The organism is Streptomyces sp. NPDC020958 (assembly GCF_055562175.1).
Genome location: NZ_JBVHFU010000006.1, coordinates 346,329 through 362,884, shown reverse-complemented (window position 1 = coordinate 362,884; position 16,556 = coordinate 346,329). Strand labels below are relative to the sequence as shown.

17 protein-coding genes are annotated in these 16,556 nt (G+C 70.6%); 1 reads left to right on the top strand and 16 read right to left on the bottom strand.

All coding sequences use genetic code 11. From position 1 onward, the window contains the following. Together ACZ3KP_RS20955 and pyrR are read right to left on the bottom strand one after the other, a co-directional pair. Window positions 1-981 carry an aspartate carbamoyltransferase catalytic subunit gene (locus ACZ3KP_RS20955; RefSeq protein ID WP_467501204.1) on the bottom strand — a complete coding sequence of 327 codons (981 nt, stop codon included), beginning with the start codon at window positions 979-981 and terminating at the stop codon, window positions 1-3. Between the two features lie 85 nt (window positions 982-1,066). Further along, window positions 1,067-1,642, bottom strand: coding sequence for a bifunctional pyr operon transcriptional regulator/uracil phosphoribosyltransferase PyrR (pyrR, locus tag ACZ3KP_RS20950; RefSeq protein ID WP_358978072.1), 576 nt, complete (start codon window positions 1,640-1,642; stop codon window positions 1,067-1,069). Between the two features lie 250 nt (window positions 1,643-1,892). Between pyrR and bldD the strand changes: the two genes are divergently transcribed. Then, the gene (bldD, locus tag ACZ3KP_RS20945; RefSeq protein WP_020938842.1) at window positions 1,893-2,396 is read left to right on the top strand and encodes a transcriptional regulator BldD; all 504 of its coding nucleotides are present in this window, start codon (window positions 1,893-1,895) and stop codon (window positions 2,394-2,396) included. A gap of 209 nt (window positions 2,397-2,605) precedes the next feature. Here the strand turns inward: bldD and nusB are convergent, their stop codons facing one another. The 14 genes from nusB to rpsD all read right to left on the bottom strand — a co-directional run bounded on the left by nusB (window position 2,606) and on the right by rpsD (window position 16,360). Beyond that, window positions 2,606-3,037, bottom strand: coding sequence for a transcription antitermination factor NusB (gene nusB, locus ACZ3KP_RS20940; RefSeq protein WP_132889285.1), 432 nt, complete (start codon window positions 3,035-3,037; stop codon window positions 2,606-2,608). A gap of 2 nt (window positions 3,038-3,039) precedes the next feature. Further along, complete coding sequence (gene efp / locus ACZ3KP_RS20935) at window positions 3,040-3,606, bottom strand: elongation factor P (protein ID WP_132889284.1); 567 nt, start codon at window positions 3,604-3,606, stop codon at window positions 3,040-3,042. 52 nt (window positions 3,607-3,658) lie between these two features. Continuing rightward, window positions 3,659-4,765 carry an aminopeptidase P family protein gene (locus ACZ3KP_RS20930; protein ID WP_467501203.1) on the bottom strand — a complete coding sequence of 369 codons (1,107 nt, stop codon included), beginning with the start codon at window positions 4,763-4,765 and terminating at the stop codon, window positions 3,659-3,661. Between the two features lie 131 nt (window positions 4,766-4,896). After that, window positions 4,897-5,724 (bottom strand): Pro-rich N-terminal domain-containing protein, encoded by an 828-nt coding sequence (locus tag ACZ3KP_RS20925; RefSeq protein ID WP_467501202.1) that lies wholly within the window; start codon window positions 5,722-5,724, stop codon window positions 4,897-4,899. A gap of 157 nt (window positions 5,725-5,881) precedes the next feature. Then, a complete protein-coding gene (gene aroB / locus ACZ3KP_RS20920; RefSeq protein WP_366894655.1) occupies window positions 5,882-6,973 on the bottom strand; it encodes a 3-dehydroquinate synthase in 1,092 nt (363 codons plus the stop codon). Then, complete coding sequence (locus tag ACZ3KP_RS20915) at window positions 6,970-7,452, bottom strand: shikimate kinase (RefSeq protein WP_467501285.1); 483 nt, start codon at window positions 7,450-7,452, stop codon at window positions 6,970-6,972. Before ACZ3KP_RS20915 ends, aroB begins: the two co-directional genes overlap by 4 nt. Before the next feature lie 32 nt (window positions 7,453-7,484). Further along, window positions 7,485-8,669, bottom strand: a complete 1,185-nt coding sequence (gene aroC, locus ACZ3KP_RS20910) for a chorismate synthase (protein ID WP_358978080.1) — start codon at window positions 8,667-8,669, stop codon at window positions 7,485-7,487. Window positions 8,670-8,866: 197 nt separating this feature from the next. Beyond that, entirely contained in the window at window positions 8,867-9,706 is an 840-nt protein-coding gene (locus ACZ3KP_RS20905; RefSeq protein WP_467501201.1) for a shikimate dehydrogenase, read from the bottom strand. Continuing rightward, the gene (gene mltG / locus ACZ3KP_RS20900) at window positions 9,687-11,441 is read right to left on the bottom strand and encodes an endolytic transglycosylase MltG (protein WP_467501200.1); all 1,755 of its coding nucleotides are present in this window, start codon (window positions 11,439-11,441) and stop codon (window positions 9,687-9,689) included. The genes ACZ3KP_RS20905 and mltG overlap by 20 nt, the downstream gene beginning before the upstream one ends. A gap of 123 nt (window positions 11,442-11,564) precedes the next feature. Next, window positions 11,565-12,029 carry a Holliday junction resolvase RuvX gene (gene ruvX, locus ACZ3KP_RS20895; RefSeq protein WP_132889276.1) on the bottom strand — a complete coding sequence of 155 codons (465 nt, stop codon included), beginning with the start codon at window positions 12,027-12,029 and terminating at the stop codon, window positions 11,565-11,567. A 14-nt stretch (window positions 12,030-12,043) separates the two neighbouring features. Next, the gene (gene alaS / locus ACZ3KP_RS20890) at window positions 12,044-14,716 is read right to left on the bottom strand and encodes an alanine--tRNA ligase (RefSeq protein WP_467501199.1); all 2,673 of its coding nucleotides are present in this window, start codon (window positions 14,714-14,716) and stop codon (window positions 12,044-12,046) included. Continuing rightward, window positions 14,716-15,090, bottom strand: a complete 375-nt coding sequence (locus ACZ3KP_RS20885) for a hypothetical protein (RefSeq protein WP_467501198.1) — start codon at window positions 15,088-15,090, stop codon at window positions 14,716-14,718. Before ACZ3KP_RS20885 ends, alaS begins: the two co-directional genes overlap by 1 nt. Window positions 15,091-15,102: 12 nt before the next feature. Then, on the bottom strand, window positions 15,103-15,543 hold the full coding sequence (locus ACZ3KP_RS20880; RefSeq protein WP_089103241.1) for a DUF948 domain-containing protein: 441 nt from the start codon (window positions 15,541-15,543) through the stop codon (window positions 15,103-15,105). A 202-nt stretch (window positions 15,544-15,745) separates the two neighbouring features. Then, the gene (gene rpsD, locus ACZ3KP_RS20875; RefSeq protein WP_046726586.1) at window positions 15,746-16,360 is read right to left on the bottom strand and encodes a 30S ribosomal protein S4; all 615 of its coding nucleotides are present in this window, start codon (window positions 16,358-16,360) and stop codon (window positions 15,746-15,748) included. Window positions 16,361-16,556 lie beyond the last annotated feature (196 nt).

Below are 16,556 nucleotides of genomic sequence, written 5' to 3'. Positions count from 1 at the left end.
TTACTTCTCCTCGGTGGTGCGGGCATGGCTGACGGCGGGTTCGTTGCCGCCGAGCAGGAGGTACAGAACGGCCATCCGGATGGAGACGCCGTTGGCGACCTGCTCGACCACGGTGCAGCGCTCGGAGTCGGCGACCTCGGCGGTGATCTCCATGCCGCGGACCATCGGGCCGGGGTGCATCACGATGGCGTGTTCGGGCATCCTCGCCATCCGGTCGCCGTCGAGGCCGTAGCGCCGCGAGTACTCGCGCTCGGTGGGGAAGAACGCGGCGTTCATGCGCTCGCGCTGCACGCGCAGCATCATCACCGCGTCGGACTTGGGCAGGACGGCGTCGAGGTCGTACGACACCTCGCAGGGCCAGTGTTCGACGCCGACCGGCACCAGGGTGGGCGGGGCGACCAGGGTGACCTCGGCGCCCAGGGTGTGCAGGAGGTCGACGTTGGAGCGGGCGACCCGGCTGTGCAGAACGTCGCCGACGAGCGTGATGTGCTTGCCGGCCAGGTCCTGGCCGAGCCCGGCGTCCCGGCCGACGAGCCGGCGGCGCATGGTGAAGGCGTCCAGGAGGGCCTGGGTGGGGTGCTGGTGGGTGCCGTCGCCCGCGTTGATGACGGCGGCGTCGATCCAGCCGGAGTTGGCGAGGCGGTAGGGGGCGCCCGAGGCGCCGTGCCGGATGACGACGGCGTCGACGCCCATGGCCTCGAGGGTCTGGGCGGTGTCCTTCAGGGACTCGCCCTTGGAGACGCTCGACCCCTTGGCGGTGAAGTTGATGACGTCGGCGGAGAGGCGCTTCTCGGCGGCTTCGAAGGAGATCCGGGTGCGGGTCGAGTCCTCGAAGAAGAGGTTGACGACGGTGCGGCCGCGCAGGGTCGGCAGCTTCTTGATCGGCCGGTCGGCGACCCGGGCCATCTCCTCGGCGGTGTCGAGGATCAGGACGGCGTCGTCGCGGGTGAGGTCGGCGGCCGAGATGAGATGACGCTGCATCTGTCAGGCTCCGTAGGGCAGTTCACATATCGGGAGATTGCGGGCAGACCTGGGCGCGCCGGACCGGCGCGACCCCCTCGGTCCGCTACTGGGCCGGCTTCGCGCCGAGCAGCACGGTGTCGCGACCGTCCTCCTCGGCGAGCAGGACCTTGACCGTCTCCCGCAACGACGTGGGGAGGTTCTTGCCGACGTAGTCGGCGCGGATGGGCAGTTCGCGGTGACCGCGGTCGACGAGGACCGCGAGCTGGACCGCGCGCGGGCGCCCGATGTCGTTCAGGGCGTCGAGGGCGGCGCGGATGGTGCGGCCCGAGAAGAGCACGTCGTCGACGAGGACGACCAGCCTGCCGTCGATGCCGTCGCCGGGGATCTCGGTGCGGGCCAGCGCGCGCGGCGGGTGCATGCGCAGGTCGTCGCGGTACATGGTGATGTCGAGCGAGCCGACGGGGATCTTGCGGTCGGTGACCTGCTCCAGCTTGGCGGCGAGCCGCCGGGCGAGGAAGACGCCGCGGGTCGGGATGCCGAGGAGCACCACGTCGTCGGCGCCCTTGGCGCGCTCGACGATCTCGTGGGCGATGCGGGTCAGCACCCGCGCGATGTCGGGCCCTTCGAGAACGGGCCGGGCATCGGACGCCTGATGATCAGGCTTTACCTGCTTGTCCATACGAAACGGACCTCCTTCTCCGCCTCACGGGACGGACCTTAAAGGACGTCGGATTTGCGCCATCCACCGTAGCAGGTGACGGGGAGCCCCCCGATCACCCCCCTGGCGTAATCGGCCAGGGCGCGCGCGGAAGAGTCGGTGCGGACCATTCGGCTTGACGCGGGAGAGTAACGCTGCGTAACCTCACAGTGAGTTACCAGCCGCGCGGCGGGAACCAAGCCGGCCGCGTCGACAGTGTCCGGGGAGCCATATGTCCAGCGAATACGCCAAACAGCTCGGGGCCAAGCTCCGGGCCATCCGCACCCAGCAGGGCCTATCCCTCCACGGTGTCGAGGAGAAGTCCCAGGGGCGCTGGAAGGCCGTCGTGGTCGGCTCGTACGAGCGCGGCGACCGTGCCGTGACCGTGCAGCGCCTTGCCGAGCTGGCGGATTTCTACGGGGTCCCGGTGCAGGAGCTGCTGCCCGGCACCACTCCCGGCGGTGCCGCCGAGCCCCCGCCGAAGCTGGTCCTCGACCTTGAGCGGCTGGCCACCGTGCCGGCCGAGAAGGCGGGCCCGTTGCAGCGGTACGCGGCGACGATCCAGTCCCAGCGCGGCGACTACAACGGCAAGGTGCTGTCGATCCGCCAGGACGACCTGCGCACACTGGCCGTCATCTACGACCAGTCGCCCTCGGTCCTCACCGAGCAGCTGATCAGCTGGGGAGTCCTCGACGCGGACGCCCGTCGCGCGGTGGCCACCCACGAGGACGCCTGACCCGCACCACACCTGAGCAGAAACGTGCCGCCGGGGTGGCCGGAACCAGCTGGTTCCGACCGACCCGGCGGTGCTTTTTGTCATCGCCCTTCGAAAAGCCCCACACGGCCCGCAGCCGCCCCGAACGGCATCCCCGGCCCCATGGGGCGCACAGCACGTCGGAGGGCCTGCAGCAAGGCACGCTGCAGGCCCTCCGGCGTTCCGTCGGCTCACGCCTCGCGGCGCAGCGACGGCTTCAGCTCCTTCAGACGCCCGAGGAGCCCGTTCACGAACGCCGGTGACTCGTCCGTCGAGAACTCCTTGGCCATCTGCACCATCTCGTCGAGAACGACCGCGTCCGGCGTCTCGTCGGCCCAGATCAGCTCGTAGGCGCCCAGGCGCAGGATGTTGCGGTCGACGACCGGCATCCGGTCGAGGGTCCAGCCCACCGAGTACTGGGCGATCAGCTCGTCGATACGCGTGGCGTGTTCCGCGTAGCCCTCGACCAGCTGCATCGTGTACTCGCTGACCGGCGGCTGCCGGGTGTCGGTCCGGGACAGCCGGACCCAGTCCGCGAGCACGGTCAGGACGTCGGCCCCGCGCTGGTCGCCCTCGAAGAGGATCTGGAAGGCACGCTTGCGGGCCGTGTTGCGGGCAGCCACGGTTAGCCGTTCACCCGGCCGAGGTAGTCGCTGGTGCGGGTGTCGACCTTGATCTTCTCACCGGTGGTGATGAAGAGCGGGACCTGGATCTGGTGGCCGGTCTCCAGCGTGGCGGGCTTGGTGCCGCCGGTGGAGCGGTCGCCCTGGACGCCGGGCTCGGTCTCCTGGATGGTCAGCTCGACGGCGGCGGGCAGCTCGACGAAGAGCACCTCGCCCTCGTGCTGGGCGACGACGGCCGTGAAGCCCTCGATCAGGAAGTTCGCGGCGTCGCCGACGGTCTTCCGGTCGATGTGCAGCTGGTCGTACGTGTCCATGTCCATGAAGACGAAGTACTCGCCGTCCATGTACGAGAACTGCATGTCGCGCTTGTCGACAGTGGCCGTCTCGACCTTGACGCCGGCGTTGAAGGTCTTGTCGACGACCTTGCCGGACAGCACGTTCTTGAGCTTGGTGCGCACGAATGCGGGGCCCTTGCCGGGCTTGACGTGCTGGAACTCGACGACGGACCAGAGCTGGCCGCCTTCGAGCTTGAGCACCAGGCCGTTCTTGAGGTCGTTCGTGGAAGCCACGGTTGCGGAATCTCCTGGACTGACGTGGACGACCCCGGCGCACGCACCTTCCCTATAGTGCGAGCAGCTCCTTGGTCGTGATGGTGAGTAGCTCGGGTCCGCCGTCCGCCTCGGGGCGGACGACGAGCGTGTCATCGATCCGGACACCGCCCCGGCCCGGGAGGTGGACCCCCGGTTCGACGGTGACCGGCACGCAAGCGTCCAGTTTACCCATGGCCGCGGGAGCGAGCTGCGGGTCCTCGTCGATTTCGAGTCCGACGCCGTGTCCCGTCAGGGGTTGCAGGCCTTCGGAGTGGCCCGCGGAGTCCAGTACCTGGCGGGCCGCGCGGTCCACGTCCCGGCAGGCGGCGCCCGGCACGAGGCTCTCCCGGGCGGCCCGCTGGGCGGCGAAGACCAGGTCGTACAGCTCGATCTGCCAGTCCGCGGGCGAGGTGCCGATGACGAAGGTGCGGCCGATCTCGCAGCGGTAGCCCCGGTAGGTGGCGCCGAGGCAGACGGAGAGGAAGTCGCCCTCCTCGACCCGCCGGTCGGTGGGGCGGTGACCGCGGCGGCCGGAGTTCGGTCCGGTGGCCACGGAGGTCGGGAAGGCTCGGCCGTCGGCGCCGTGGTCGACGAGGCGGCGCTCCAGCTCCAGGGCGAGGTGCCGTTCGGTACGGCCGACGAGGATCGACTCCAGCAGTTCGCCGAGGGCCTGGTCGGCGATCTCGGCGCCGATGCGCAGGCAGGAGATCTCCTCCTCGTCCTTGACGACCCGGAGCTGCTCGACGGCGCTGCCCAGGTCGGCCAGGCGCAGCCGCGGGGCGACCGAGGCGAGGGCGCGGTGCCGGGCCACGGTGAGGTGGTGCTCCTCGACGGCGAGGGCGTCGGCGCCCTGGGCGGCGGCGAGGCCGCCGGCGGCCACGACGGGGTCGCCGCCGGGGCCTTCCAGGAGGTGCGGACGCAGGGAGTCGTCGGCGCGGGCCTCGGTGGGGCGGTCGTCCGCCGGGCCCGGACTCACCAGGAGGTCCTCGTGTCTCCCGAGCAGCAGGACGGAGCCGCGCGGGGCGGCGCCGGCGAGGTACCTCACGTTGGCGGGGCGTGAGACCAGCGCGCAGGCGCTGCCGCTGGCCTGGCAGCGGTCCCTCAGGCGGGTTCGGCGGGCGGCGTACACCTCGGACATGACACGAGCGTAGGAGTGATGGGCGGATTGTGCCGGTCGGGAGGGCCGAGTGGGGTGCGTCGTCGGGTGCGGGCCGGTGGGGGCTGGTCGCGCGGTTCCTCGCGCCCCTGAGTGTCTCCGCTCGACCCCGGTCACCAGTTCGGGGGGCTCGCTATCGCCCTGGCCAGGACCTCGTCCAGAACTCGGGCCGTGGTCGGCACGTCCAGCTGGGAGTTGTCGATGATCGGGAGGCCCGAGCCGTACCAGCCGGCCATGCGGCCGTGGATGCGGGCCACTTCCTCGTCGGTGAGGCGGCGGTTTCCCGAGCGTTCCGCGTTGCGCTCCAGGACGATGTCGAGGCCGGGCAGGAGGACGACGGGCAGGAGGCCCGGGCCGACGTGGCGCTTCCAGCCGCCGAGGCCGACGACCGGGCGGTCCGGGAAGACCGCGTCGTCGAGGATGCACGAGATGCCGTTGGCCAGGAAGTTGCGAGCGGCGAAGCCGCAGGTGCGGCGGGCGAGGCGGTACTGGGCCTCGGAGTTGTCGTTCCAGCCGGACTGGGGGTCGGCGAAGCCGGAGCGGACCCACTCGCGGACGTCGTCGAGGCTGATGTGGGCCGTGGGGACCCGGCGGTGGTCCGCCCAGTACTTGGCCACGCTGGTCTTGCCCGCCCCGGCCGGGCCGATGAGGAGGACGGCCAGGGTGGTGGCGGCGGGGTCGGGCGCGGTGGCCGCGGCCGGCGGTGCGGTGGGGATGCCCACCGGAGCGCCCGGCGGCAGCGGGACGTGGCCCGTGGCGTCGGGCGACGGGGGGGCCGTGGGCAGTGGCGGGACCGTGGGCGGTGGCGGGGCGGCCGGAGGCGGCGGCACGGGTGCGGGGCCCTGGGGCGCTCCCGGATGGTGTGCGGCCGGCTGCCAGCCGGTCGGTCCCTGCCCCGGCCGATGGGGCGGCGGCAGCGGAGATCCCACTGCGTGCTGCATCCGGTGCCACTCCGTCTCGTCATGTGCGGCTGCGCTCGTTACCGAACGGTACCGCCCCCGGTCGTCGTTCGATGAAACGGCCGGGGGCGGTCCGAAGTGCCCGCGCCACGCGGCGGAACCGGATGGCGCGGACAGCAGCGGTCCAGCGGACAGCGGTCTACTGGCCGACCTCGCCGTACGCGGCGAGCAGCACGGCCGGGTCGGGGCCCTCCAGGACGGTCGGCTTGGCGAGGCCGTCCAGGACGATGAAGCGCAGCAGGTCGCCGCGGGACTTCTTGTCGACCTTCATCGTCTCGACCAGCTTGGGCCACTGGTCGTAGCGGTAGTGCAGGGGCAGGCCCACGGACTCCAGGACCGTACGGTGGCGGTCGGCCGTCGCGTCGTCGAGACGTCCGGCGAGGCGGCCCAGTTCGGCGGCGAAGTGCATGCCGACGGCGACCGCGGCGCCGTGCCGCCACTTGTAGCGCTCGTTCTTCTCGATGGCGTGGCCGAGCGTGTGGCCGTAGTTGAGGATCTCCCGCAGCCCGGACTCCTTCAGGTCGGAGGAGACGACCTCCGCCTTGACCCGGATGGAGCGTTCGATGAGCTCGGCCGTGTGCGGGCCGGCCGGGGTCCGCGCCGCCTCGGGGTCGGACTCGATGAGTTCCAGGATCGCGGGGTCGGCGATGAAGCCGGCCTTGATGACCTCGGCGAGCCCGGAGACGTAGTCGTTGACGGGGAGGGAGTCGAGGGCGGCCAGGTCGCACAGCACGCCCGCCGGCGGGTGGAAGGCGCCGACCAGGTTCTTGCCCTCGGCCGTGTTGATGCCCGTCTTGCCGCCCACCGCCGCGTCCACCATGGCCAGCACGGTGGTCGGGATCGCGATCCAGCGCACCCCGCGCAGCCAGCTGGCGGCGACGAAACCGGCCAGGTCGGTGGTGGCGCCGCCGCCCACGCCCACGATGACGTCGGAGCGGGTGAAACCGGACTGGCCGAGCGCCTTCCAGCAGTAGGCGGCGACCTCGGCGGTCTTGGCCTCCTCGGCGTTGGGCACCTGGATGGCGACCGCCTCGTAGCCCTGCCCGGCCAGGTCGGCGCGGAGCGCGTCGCCGGTCTCGGCGAGCGCCTCGGGATGGATGACGGCGACCCGCTTGGCCTTCTCGCCGATCAGCCCGCCCAGTTCACCGAGCAGCTGACGGCCCACCAGGACCTCGTACGGCTCGGTGCCCGCCGTGCCGCCGACCTGGATCCGGGTGACTGCCTCGCTCATGCTTCCTTCAACTCCAGTGCGTCCAGGGCTGCTTGGGTGACCTCTTCGGGCGTACGGCCGTCGGTCGCCACGACGGCCGTGGCGACCTCCTCGTACAGGTGCCGCCGCGCCTCCATCAGCTCGCGCCACTGCTTGCGCGGGTTCAGGGCGAGCAGCGGCCGGGCCGCGTTCAGGCCGGTGCGCTTGACGGCCTCCTCGACGTCCATCGAGAGGTAGACCACCCGCCGCTCGGCGAGCAGCGCGCGGGTCCCGGCGTCGAGGATCGCGCCGCCGCCGAGCGCGAGGACGCCCTCGTGCTCGGCCAGCGCCACCCGCACCGCCTGCCTCTCGACGGCGCGGAACGCGGACTCGCCCTCGGCCACGAAGATGTCGGCGATGGTGCGGCCCTCGGCGGCCACGATGTCCTCGTCGGTGTCCCGGTAGCCGACGCCGAGCCGCGCCGCGAGCAGCTGCCCGACCGTGGACTTCCCCACTCCCATCGGCCCGACCAGCACCACCACCGGTGCGGTGTTCACCGGATGGCCAGGTGGTCGAGGTACGAGCGCACGTTGCGCCGGGTCTCGGTCACCGAGTCGCCGCCGAACTTCTCGGCGACCGCGTCCGCGAGGACGAGCGCGACCATCGCCTCGGCGACGATGCCGGCCGCCGGGACGGCGGAGACGTCGGAGCGCTGGTGGTGCGCCTGCGCGGCCTCGCCCGTCGCCACGTCCACCGTCTGCAGCGCGCGCGGCACGGTCGCGATCGGCTTCATCGCGGCCCGCACCCGCAGCAGCTCGCCCGTGGACAGTCCGCCCTCGGTGCCGCCGGCCCGGCCGGAGACGCGCCGGATGCCCTCCGGGGTGCCGACGATCTCGTCGTGCGCCTTGGATCCCGGCACCCGGGCCAGCTCGAAGCCGTCGCCGATCTCGACGCCCTTGATCGCCTGGATGCCCATCAGGGCACCGGCGAGGCGGGCGTCCAGCTTGCGGTCCCAGTGGACGTGCGAGCCGAGGCCGACCGGCACTCCGTACGCCAGCACCTCGACCACACCGCCGAGGGTGTCGCCGTCCTTGTGGGCCTGGTCGACCTCCGCGACCATCGCCTTCGACGCGTCGGCGTCCAGGCAGCGCAGCGGGTCGGCGTCCAGCTTCTCGACGTCGGCCGGGGTGGGGTAACTGCCGGCCGGGGCCTTCACGGAGCACAGCTCGACGACATGCGAGACGATCTCGATGCCGGCGGTCTCCTTCAGGTACGAGCGGGCGACGGCGCCGAGCGCCACGCGGGCCGCGGTCTCGCGGGCGGAGGCCCGCTCCAGGACCGGCCGGGCCTCGTCGAAGCCGTACTTCTGCATCCCGGCGAGGTCGGCGTGGCCGGGGCGGGGGCGGGTCAGCGGGGCGTTGCGGGCGAGGCCCGCGAGGATCTCGGGGTCGACCGGGTCGGCCGCCATGACCTGCTCCCACTTGGGCCACTCGCTGTTGCCCACCATGATCGCGACCGGGGAGCCGAGGGTCAGTCCGTGCCGGACGCCGCCGAGGAAGGTCACCTCGTCGCGCTCGAACTTCATCCGCGCACCGCGGCCATAACCGAGCCGCCGCCGCGCCAGGTGGTCGGCGACCATCTCGGTCGTGATCGGCACGCCGGCGGGAAGGCCCTCCAGCGTCGCGACAAGTGCGGGACCGTGGGACTCTCCCGCGGTCAGCCAACGCAGCCTGCTCAACGATGCTCCTCAGTGCTCGCGCCCTGGTACTGCCCTGCGTACGCGTGTCCTCGCGTACGGCGACGGCCCGACCGGGTGCGCGGCCCCGGTCCGCCACCTCCGATCCTCCCACGTCCGGACCCCGAACCCGGCCGCCGGTCCAGCAGGCGGACGCGGTTCGCCGGCGCCCCGCGACGTGCGGCTCCCCAGCGACGCGGTCAGCGCTCGGCCAGCGCCTTCTCCCCGGCCCGCCGCATGGCGTCGACGGGGGCCGGGCTGTGGCCGGTCATCTGCTCGACCTGGAGGACGGCCTGGTGCACCAGGAGGTCCAGGCCGCTCACCACGGCGCCGCCGAACATGGACCAGCGGGCGGCCAGGGCGGTGGGCCAGGGGTGGTAGAGGACGTCGAAGAGAGTGCTGGGGCGTTCCGGTACGGCGGTGGCGAGGTCGTCGGTGGTGCCGGCGGGGGTGGTGGCGATCACCAGAGGGGCACGCAGGGCCTGTTCGGCGTCGGCCCAGTCGGCGACGCGGACCTCGACGTCGAGCCGCTCGCCCCACTCCCGCATCTCGGCGGCGCGGGCCGAGCTGCGGACATAGGTGACGACCTCGCCGGTGCAGATCCGGGCGAGTGCGGCCAGGGCGGAGGAGGCGGTGGCGCCGGCGCCGAGGATCGCGGCGGAGTCGACCTGCTCGATGCCGTGCTCGCGGAGCGCGGCGACCATCCCCGGGATGTCGGTGTTGTCGCCGAGTCGGCGCCCGTCCTGCGTGAAGACGACGGTGTTGACGGCGTCGACCGAGGCGGCGGTCTCGCTGACCTCGTCGAGCAGCGGTATGACCGCCCGCTTCAGCGGCATGGTCAGCGACAGCCCCGCCCACTCCGGCCCCAGCTTCTCGATGAAGCCGGGCAGCCCGGCCTCGTCGACCTCGAAGCGCTCGTACGACCACTCGGTGAGCCCGAGTTCCTCGTACGCGGCCCGATGCAGCACCGGGGAGAGCGAGTGGGCGATGGGCTTACCGAGCACGGCGGCCCGGCGGGCGTCAGCGGCCCGAGGTGGCATTGAACTTTTCCTTGAGCTTTTCGAATTCGGCGTTGGTCTTGGCGAATTCGGTGTTGTTCACGCCGTCGGTCGCCACGAAGTACATCCAGCCGTCTTCGGTCGGATTCAGTGCCGCCTTCAGCGCGTCCTCGCCGGGGTTGCCGATCGGACCGGGCGGCAGACCCTTCTGGGTGTAGGTGTTGTACGGGTCCCGGTTGCTGTTGATCTCCGACTCGCTGATGTGGATATTGCTCGTACCCTTCAGGTAGTTGAAGGTCGAGTCGAATTGGAGCAACCGGTTCGTCTCGGTGTTCGTGTACTTGAGACGGTTGTAGACCACTTCCGCCATCTTCCGGAAGTCGTCGTGCGTCTTTCCTTCGGCCTGGACGAGGCTCGCGACCGTGATGACCTGCAGCGGACTGTCCAGGTCGTACTTCTTGGCCTCCGCGGCGAGGTCGTAGGTCGCGTACTGCTCCTTGGCCGCCGCGACCATCTGCTTGAGGATCGCGTCGGGCTTCATGCCCTTGGCCGCCGGATAGGTCCCCGGGTAGAGGAATCCTTCCAGCGGATCCATGATCTTGCTGTTGGTGTTCGCGTAGCTCGGCAGGCCGAGGTTCTTGTACTCGGCCTTGGCGATCTTCTTGCTGGTACCCGTGGAAAGGCCGAGTTTCTTGTCGAGGGCCACGTAGACGGCAGCCGCGCGCTCGCCCGGGGTGACCACCACATTCGCCTGGCTCTTCGGGTCGAGCATCAGCAGCACACAACTCGCGGCGGACATCTCCTTTTTCAAGGTGTAGGCGCCCGCCTGGATCGTGTTGCCCTTCGGGTTCTGCGACTGCGCGTGGACGAACGCGTCGACGCTCTTGACGACGCCGGCTTCCTTCAGCCGACGGCCGATGTCGTACCCACCCGCACCCTTGGGGATCTGTACGGTCACGGTCTCGCCGTTGCCGCTGCCCGCGTAGTCCGGGGAGGCGCCGAAACGATTTTGGTAGAAGTGCCAGCCGAAGTAGCCGACGGTGGCCGCGCCGCCGCCGAAGACCAGGCAGACCACCAGGCAGGCGAAGCCGTTGCGGCGCTTCTTGGCTCCTTCGCCGCCCTTGGCCTTCTTGCCGCCCTTGGGCTCCTTGCCCCCCTTGCCGCGGCCACCACCACGGCGTCCCTTCGGATCGTCGTCGTCCTCGTCGGCCTCGTCGTCCGCGCCGGTGAAGAAGGGATGCTGCTCTTCTTCCTCCTCCTCGGCAGCGGGGTCCGGCTGCGGGGCCGGCTCGGGTTCACGCCTGCGGCCGGGCGGCTCCGGCGGCGGGTAGGCGTCCTCGGTGCCGTAGAAGTCGGGCTGCTCACCGCCGTAGGCCACGGGTTGCTGACCGTAGGGGTCGCCCGGGTCGGCAGCGTAGGGCACCTCGCCGTGGGTGCCGGCCGCGTCCCAGGCGCCCTGGTGGTACTGCTGCGGGGCATGACCGGCGTACTGCTGGTCGTACTGCTGCTGGCCGTGCCCGTCGGCGTACTGCAGTTGACCCTGTTCGTCGTAGTAGGCGTACTGCTGCTGGCCGTGGTGCTGGTCGTACCCACCCTGCTGGTGCTGGCCCCAGTCGCCGTACTGCTGCTGCGACTGCTGCGGGTAGTGCTGCGGCTGGCCGCCGTAGGGGGACTGCCGGCCCACGTGGGCCTGCTGTCCGCCCCACCCGTCGTCCCCGTACAACGGGTCCTCCGGGTGCCACGGTTCGGAGCCTGGGCCCCGGCCATACTCAGTCATCGATCCCCTAGAGCCGCGAGGCGGCGCATCACGCGGCTGGTGGGCCGACGGACCGTTCCGCCTCTTGCTGTGCGGTGGCTGTTCGAAAACCATCGCATCGCGCGGAACGTTACCGTATCGCGATCAGATGACCACTTCGACGCCCTCACCGGGTGGTTTACCTGACACCCGTTCGGATTCCAGCGCCTGCTGAAGGATGATCACAGCGGCGGCCTGGTCGATGACGGAGCGTCCCTTCTTGGATTTCACCCCGGAGGCACGCAGCCCCTGACTGGCCGTCACCGTCGTCATCCGCTCGTCGACCAGGCGGACCGGCACCGGCTTGATGCCCTTGGCGAGCTCCTGGGCGAAGGCCCGGACCTTGACGGCGGCCGGGCCCTCACCTCCCTTGAGGGAGCGCGGGAGTCCGACGACGACCTCGATCGGTTCGTACTCCTCGACCAGTTGCCGTAGCCGGCGGTGGGCCGCCGGAACGTCCCGGCCGGGGACCGTCTCCACCGGGGTGGCGAGGATCCCGTCGGGGTCGCACGAGGCGACCCCGATCCGGGCGTCCCCGACGTCGATCGAGAGCCGACGTCCTCTGCGCATTTCCGACCGTTTCCTTACTTGGCGGTCTCGTCGACGAGACGCTCGACGGCGTCGATGGCCTCGCCGACCGCGGCCGGGTTCTGGCCGCCGCCCTGGGCGACGTCCGGCTTGCCGCCACCGCCGCCGCCGAGCGTCTTGGCGGCGGTACGGACCAGGTCACCGGCCTTGAGGCCGCGGTCGCGGGCGGCGTCGTTGGTGGCGATGACCGTGAGCGGCTTGCCGTTGTTGACCGTGAAGAGGGCGACCACGGCGGCGCGTCCGCCCTGGATGCGGCCGCGCACGTCGAGGACCAGCCTGCGCAGGTCGTCCGGGGTGGTGCCGTCCGGGACCTGCCCGGTGACGACGGCGATCCCGCGCACGTCCTTGGCGGACTCGACGAGACCGGCGGCGGCCTGCAGCACCTTCTCCGCGCGGAACTTCTCGATCTCCTTCTCGGCGTCCTTCAGCTTGCCGAGCATGGCGGAGACCTTCTCCGGCAGCTCCTCCGGACGGCCCTTGATCAGCTCCTGGAGCTGGGCGACGACCGTGTGCTCACGGGCCAGGAAGTTGTAGGCGTCGACACCGACGAGGGCCTCGATACGGCGCACGCCCGAGCCGATGGAGGACTCGCCGAGCAGCTTCACCAGACCCAGCTGGGACGTGTTGTGCACGTGGGTGCCGCCGCACAGCTCCTTGGAGAAGTCACCGATGGTCACCACGCGGACCCGCTCGCCGTACTTCTCGCCGAACTCGGCGATGGCGCCCTGCTTCTTGGCCTCGTCGATGCCCATGATGTCGGCGCGCACGTCGAGGTCGCGGGCGAGCACCTCGTTGATCTTCTGCTCGACGTCGGTCATCACGGCCGTGGGAACCGCAGACGGCGAACCGAAGTCGAAGCGGAAGCGGCCGGGCTGGTTCTCCGAACCGGCCTGGGCGGCGGTCGGGCCGAGCGCGTCACGCAGCGCCTGGTGGGTGAGGTGGGTGGCCGAGTGGGCGCGGGCGATGGCGGTCCGGCGACGGGAGTCGATCGAGGCGTGGGCCTTGGCACCCACCGTCACCTCGCCGACCTGGACGACGCCCTTGTGGACGTAGACGCCCGGGACCGGCTTCTGGGTGTCGCGGATCTCGATGACGGCACCGGTGTCGACCTTGATCCGGCCGGTGTCGCCGATCTGACCGCCGCCCTCGGCGTAGAACGGGGTGCGGTCGAGGACGATCTCCACCTCGTCGCCCTCGGTGGCGGCCGGCGAGGAGACGCCGTCGACCAGGATGCCGACGATCGTGGTCTCGCCCTCGGTGTCGCTGTAGCCGATGAAGTCGGTCTCGCCGGTCCTGTCGGCGATCTCACGGTAGGCGCCGGCACCGGCGTGGCCGGTCTTCTTGGCCTGGGCGTCGGCCTTGGCGCGCTCCCGCTGCTCCTTCATCAGGCGGCGGAAGCCCTCCTCGTCCACCGACAGGCCCTGCTCGGCGGCCATTTCGAGGGTGAGGTCGATCGGGAAGCCCCAGGTGTCGTGGAGCAGGAACGCCTTGTCACCGGCGAGGACCTTGCCGCCGGCCTCCTTGGTCTCGGTGACGGCCGTGTCGAGGATGTTCGTACCGGCCTTCAGCGTCTTGAGGAAGGCGTTCTCCTCGGCGACGGCGACCTTCTCGATGCGCTCGCGGTCGGTGACCAGCTCCGGGTACTGCTGGCCCATCATCGCGATCACGGTGTCGATCAGGTCGAGGACGACCGGGCCGGTGGCACCGAGCAGCCGCATGTTGCGGATGGCGCGGCGCATGATGCGGCGCAGCACGTAGCCGCGGCCCTCGTTGCCGGGGGTGACGCCGTCGCCGATGAGCATCACGGAGGTGCGCATGTGGTCGGTGACCACGCGCAGCGAGACGTCCGAGGCATGGGCGTCGCCGTAGTGGACGCCGGTCAGCTCGGTGGCCTTCTTGATGACGGCCATGGAGGTGTCGATCTCGTACATGTTCTGCACGCCCTGCAGAATCATGGCGAGGCGCTCCAGGCCGAGGCCCGTGTCGATGTTCTTGCTGGGCAGTTCGCCGAGGATCTCGAAGTTGTCCTTGCCGATGCCCTCGCCGCGCTCGTACTGCATGAAGACGAGGTTCCAGATCTCCACGTACCGCTCGTCGTTGACGGCGGGGCCGCCCTCGACGCCGAACTCGGGGCCGCGGTCGTAGTTGATCTCGGAACACGGGCCGCACGGGCCGGGGACGCCCATGGACCAGTAGTTGTCCTTCATGCCGAGGCGCTGGATGCGCTCCTTCGGCACGCCGACGACCTCGTGCCAGATGCGCTCGGCCTCGTCGTCGTCCTGGTAGACGGTGATCCAGAGCTTCTCCGGCTCCAGTCCGTAACCGCCCTTGTCCTGGGGGCTGGTGAGCAGCTCCCAGGCGTACGTGATGGCGCCTTCCTTGAAGTAGTCGCCGAAGGAGAAGTTGCCGCACATCTGGAAGAACGTGCCGTGCCGGGTGGTCTTGCCGACCTCTTCGATGTCCGGGGTGCGCACGCACTTCTGCACGCTGGTGGCGCGGGCGAAGGGCGGCTTGACCTCACCCAGGAAGTAGGGCTTGAAGGGCACCATGCCGGCCGGGACGAGGAGCAGAGTCGGGTCGTCCGCGATGAGCGACGCCGAAGGGACGACGGTGTGCCCGCGCTCCTCGAAGAAGCTCAGCCAGCGGCGGCGAATCTCTGCCGACTCCATCAGTGGTCCTCATTCCGGTCGTACGAGTACGTCGTGGGATCGACGTGCTTCGAAATCCTGCTGTTCTCGATGTACTTCGGGTTGCTGCGGTTGTTCTCGATGACGGCGAGCCGCCGGGGCGCGGGCAGGGCGGGGTCCGCGTTGATGCCCAGCGCCTCCCCGAGCTCTTCCTCCCGCTGGGCCATGTTGTCGCGGACGTCGAGCGCGAAGCCGACCGCCCGGTCCTTGATCCGGTGGCCGGTCTCCAGCGCCTTGTTCGCGGCGGTGGCGGCGAGGCTCTCCGGGGTCAGCTGCCGGATCTTGCGGTTGACCTTGGTGGTGGCCCAGACGCCGGCGGCGACACCGGTGGTGAACCAGAACGTACGGCGGAACATGTGGTCTGGCTCCTACTTTCCCCGGTTCTTCCGCCGTGCGGCGGGCACGGTCCGACCCACGATCACGGTACGCCTGGGCTCCTTCACGGGCACGTCCGCCTTGCGGCCGGCCAGCGCCCGGCGCACGCCGTAGCCGAAGGCCGCGACCTTGACCAGCGGGCCGCCGAAGGTGGAGGCGACGGTGGTGGACAGCGCGGAGGCGTTGGACGTGACCTCCTGGACGTCGGAGGCGATCGCGTCGACCCGGTCGATCTGGGTCTGCGCGGAGCGTACGGCCGCGGACGCGTCGGCGAGCAGCGGGACGGCCTGGTCGGTCACGTCCGCCACGAGCTTGGTGGTCGCCTTGAGCGTCTGGGCCAGCCTCACGAGAGCCACCGCGAGGAAGGAGACCAGGATCGCCCAGAAGACGGCCACCAGGATCCCGGCCACCTCTCCACCGGACACTGCGCGCACCCGCTCCCTGAAACGTGCCTGAACGTCGAAAAGTCTGCACCGAGCCTATCGCGCCGGGCATGCGGCTCCGTACCGGATTACCGTGCGCTGGTCGCCGATCCGGCGGCGGGACGGCACCGGCATGCGAAAGCCCGCCGCCTCGTCCGCCCGGAAGGGCGGGGAGACGGCGGGCTGACGCTGAGGTGCTACGCCGGGGCTGGGATCAGCGGGCGTAGTACTCGACGACGAGCTGCTCGTCGCAGATGACCGGAACTTCCTTGCGGTTCGGCTCGCGGTCCAGGCGGAACGCCAGGGCCTTGAGGTTCACCTGCAGGTAGCGGGGGGTCTCGCCGTCGGGGGCGAAGCCACCCTCACGGGCGACCTGGAAGAGCGTCTTGTCCTTGGAGCGGTCGCGGACCTGCACGACGTCGTCCGGGCGGACCCGGAAGGACGGCTTGTCGGTCTTCTGGCCGTTGACCTGGATGTGGCCGTGCACGACCATCTGGCGGGCCTGGTAGATCGTGCGGGCGATGCCCGAACGCAGGACCAGCGCGTCGAGGCGGCGCTCCAGCTCGACGATCAGGGCCTCACCGGTCTTGCCCTGCACCTTGGAGGCACGCTCGTAGGCGCGGACCAGCTGGCGCTCGGAGATGTCGTACTGCGCGCGCAGACGCTGCTTCTCCAGCAGACGGACCTTGTAGTCCGAGTTCTGCTTGCGGCCACGGCCGTGCTCACCCGGCGGGTAGGGGCGGGCCTCGAAGTACTTGACGGCCTTCGGGGTGAGCGCGATGCCGAGGGCACGCGACTTCTTGACCTTGGGGCGGGACTGGTTCGCCACTGTCTCTTTCTTCCTTTGGTATTCGGCTCGTCAGGGTTGAGGGAGGTCGCAATCCGCAGCCGGGGAATCCCGCCGGAGCCCGTTGCCGGGTCTGGTGGGCAGCCGCTCCCCTGGTCTGGGCACATACGTGCAGCACGCGAGTGGCCCACCGACCGGTACCGTCGTCTGTGCGCGACGGAAGGTGGTGGGCTGCCCG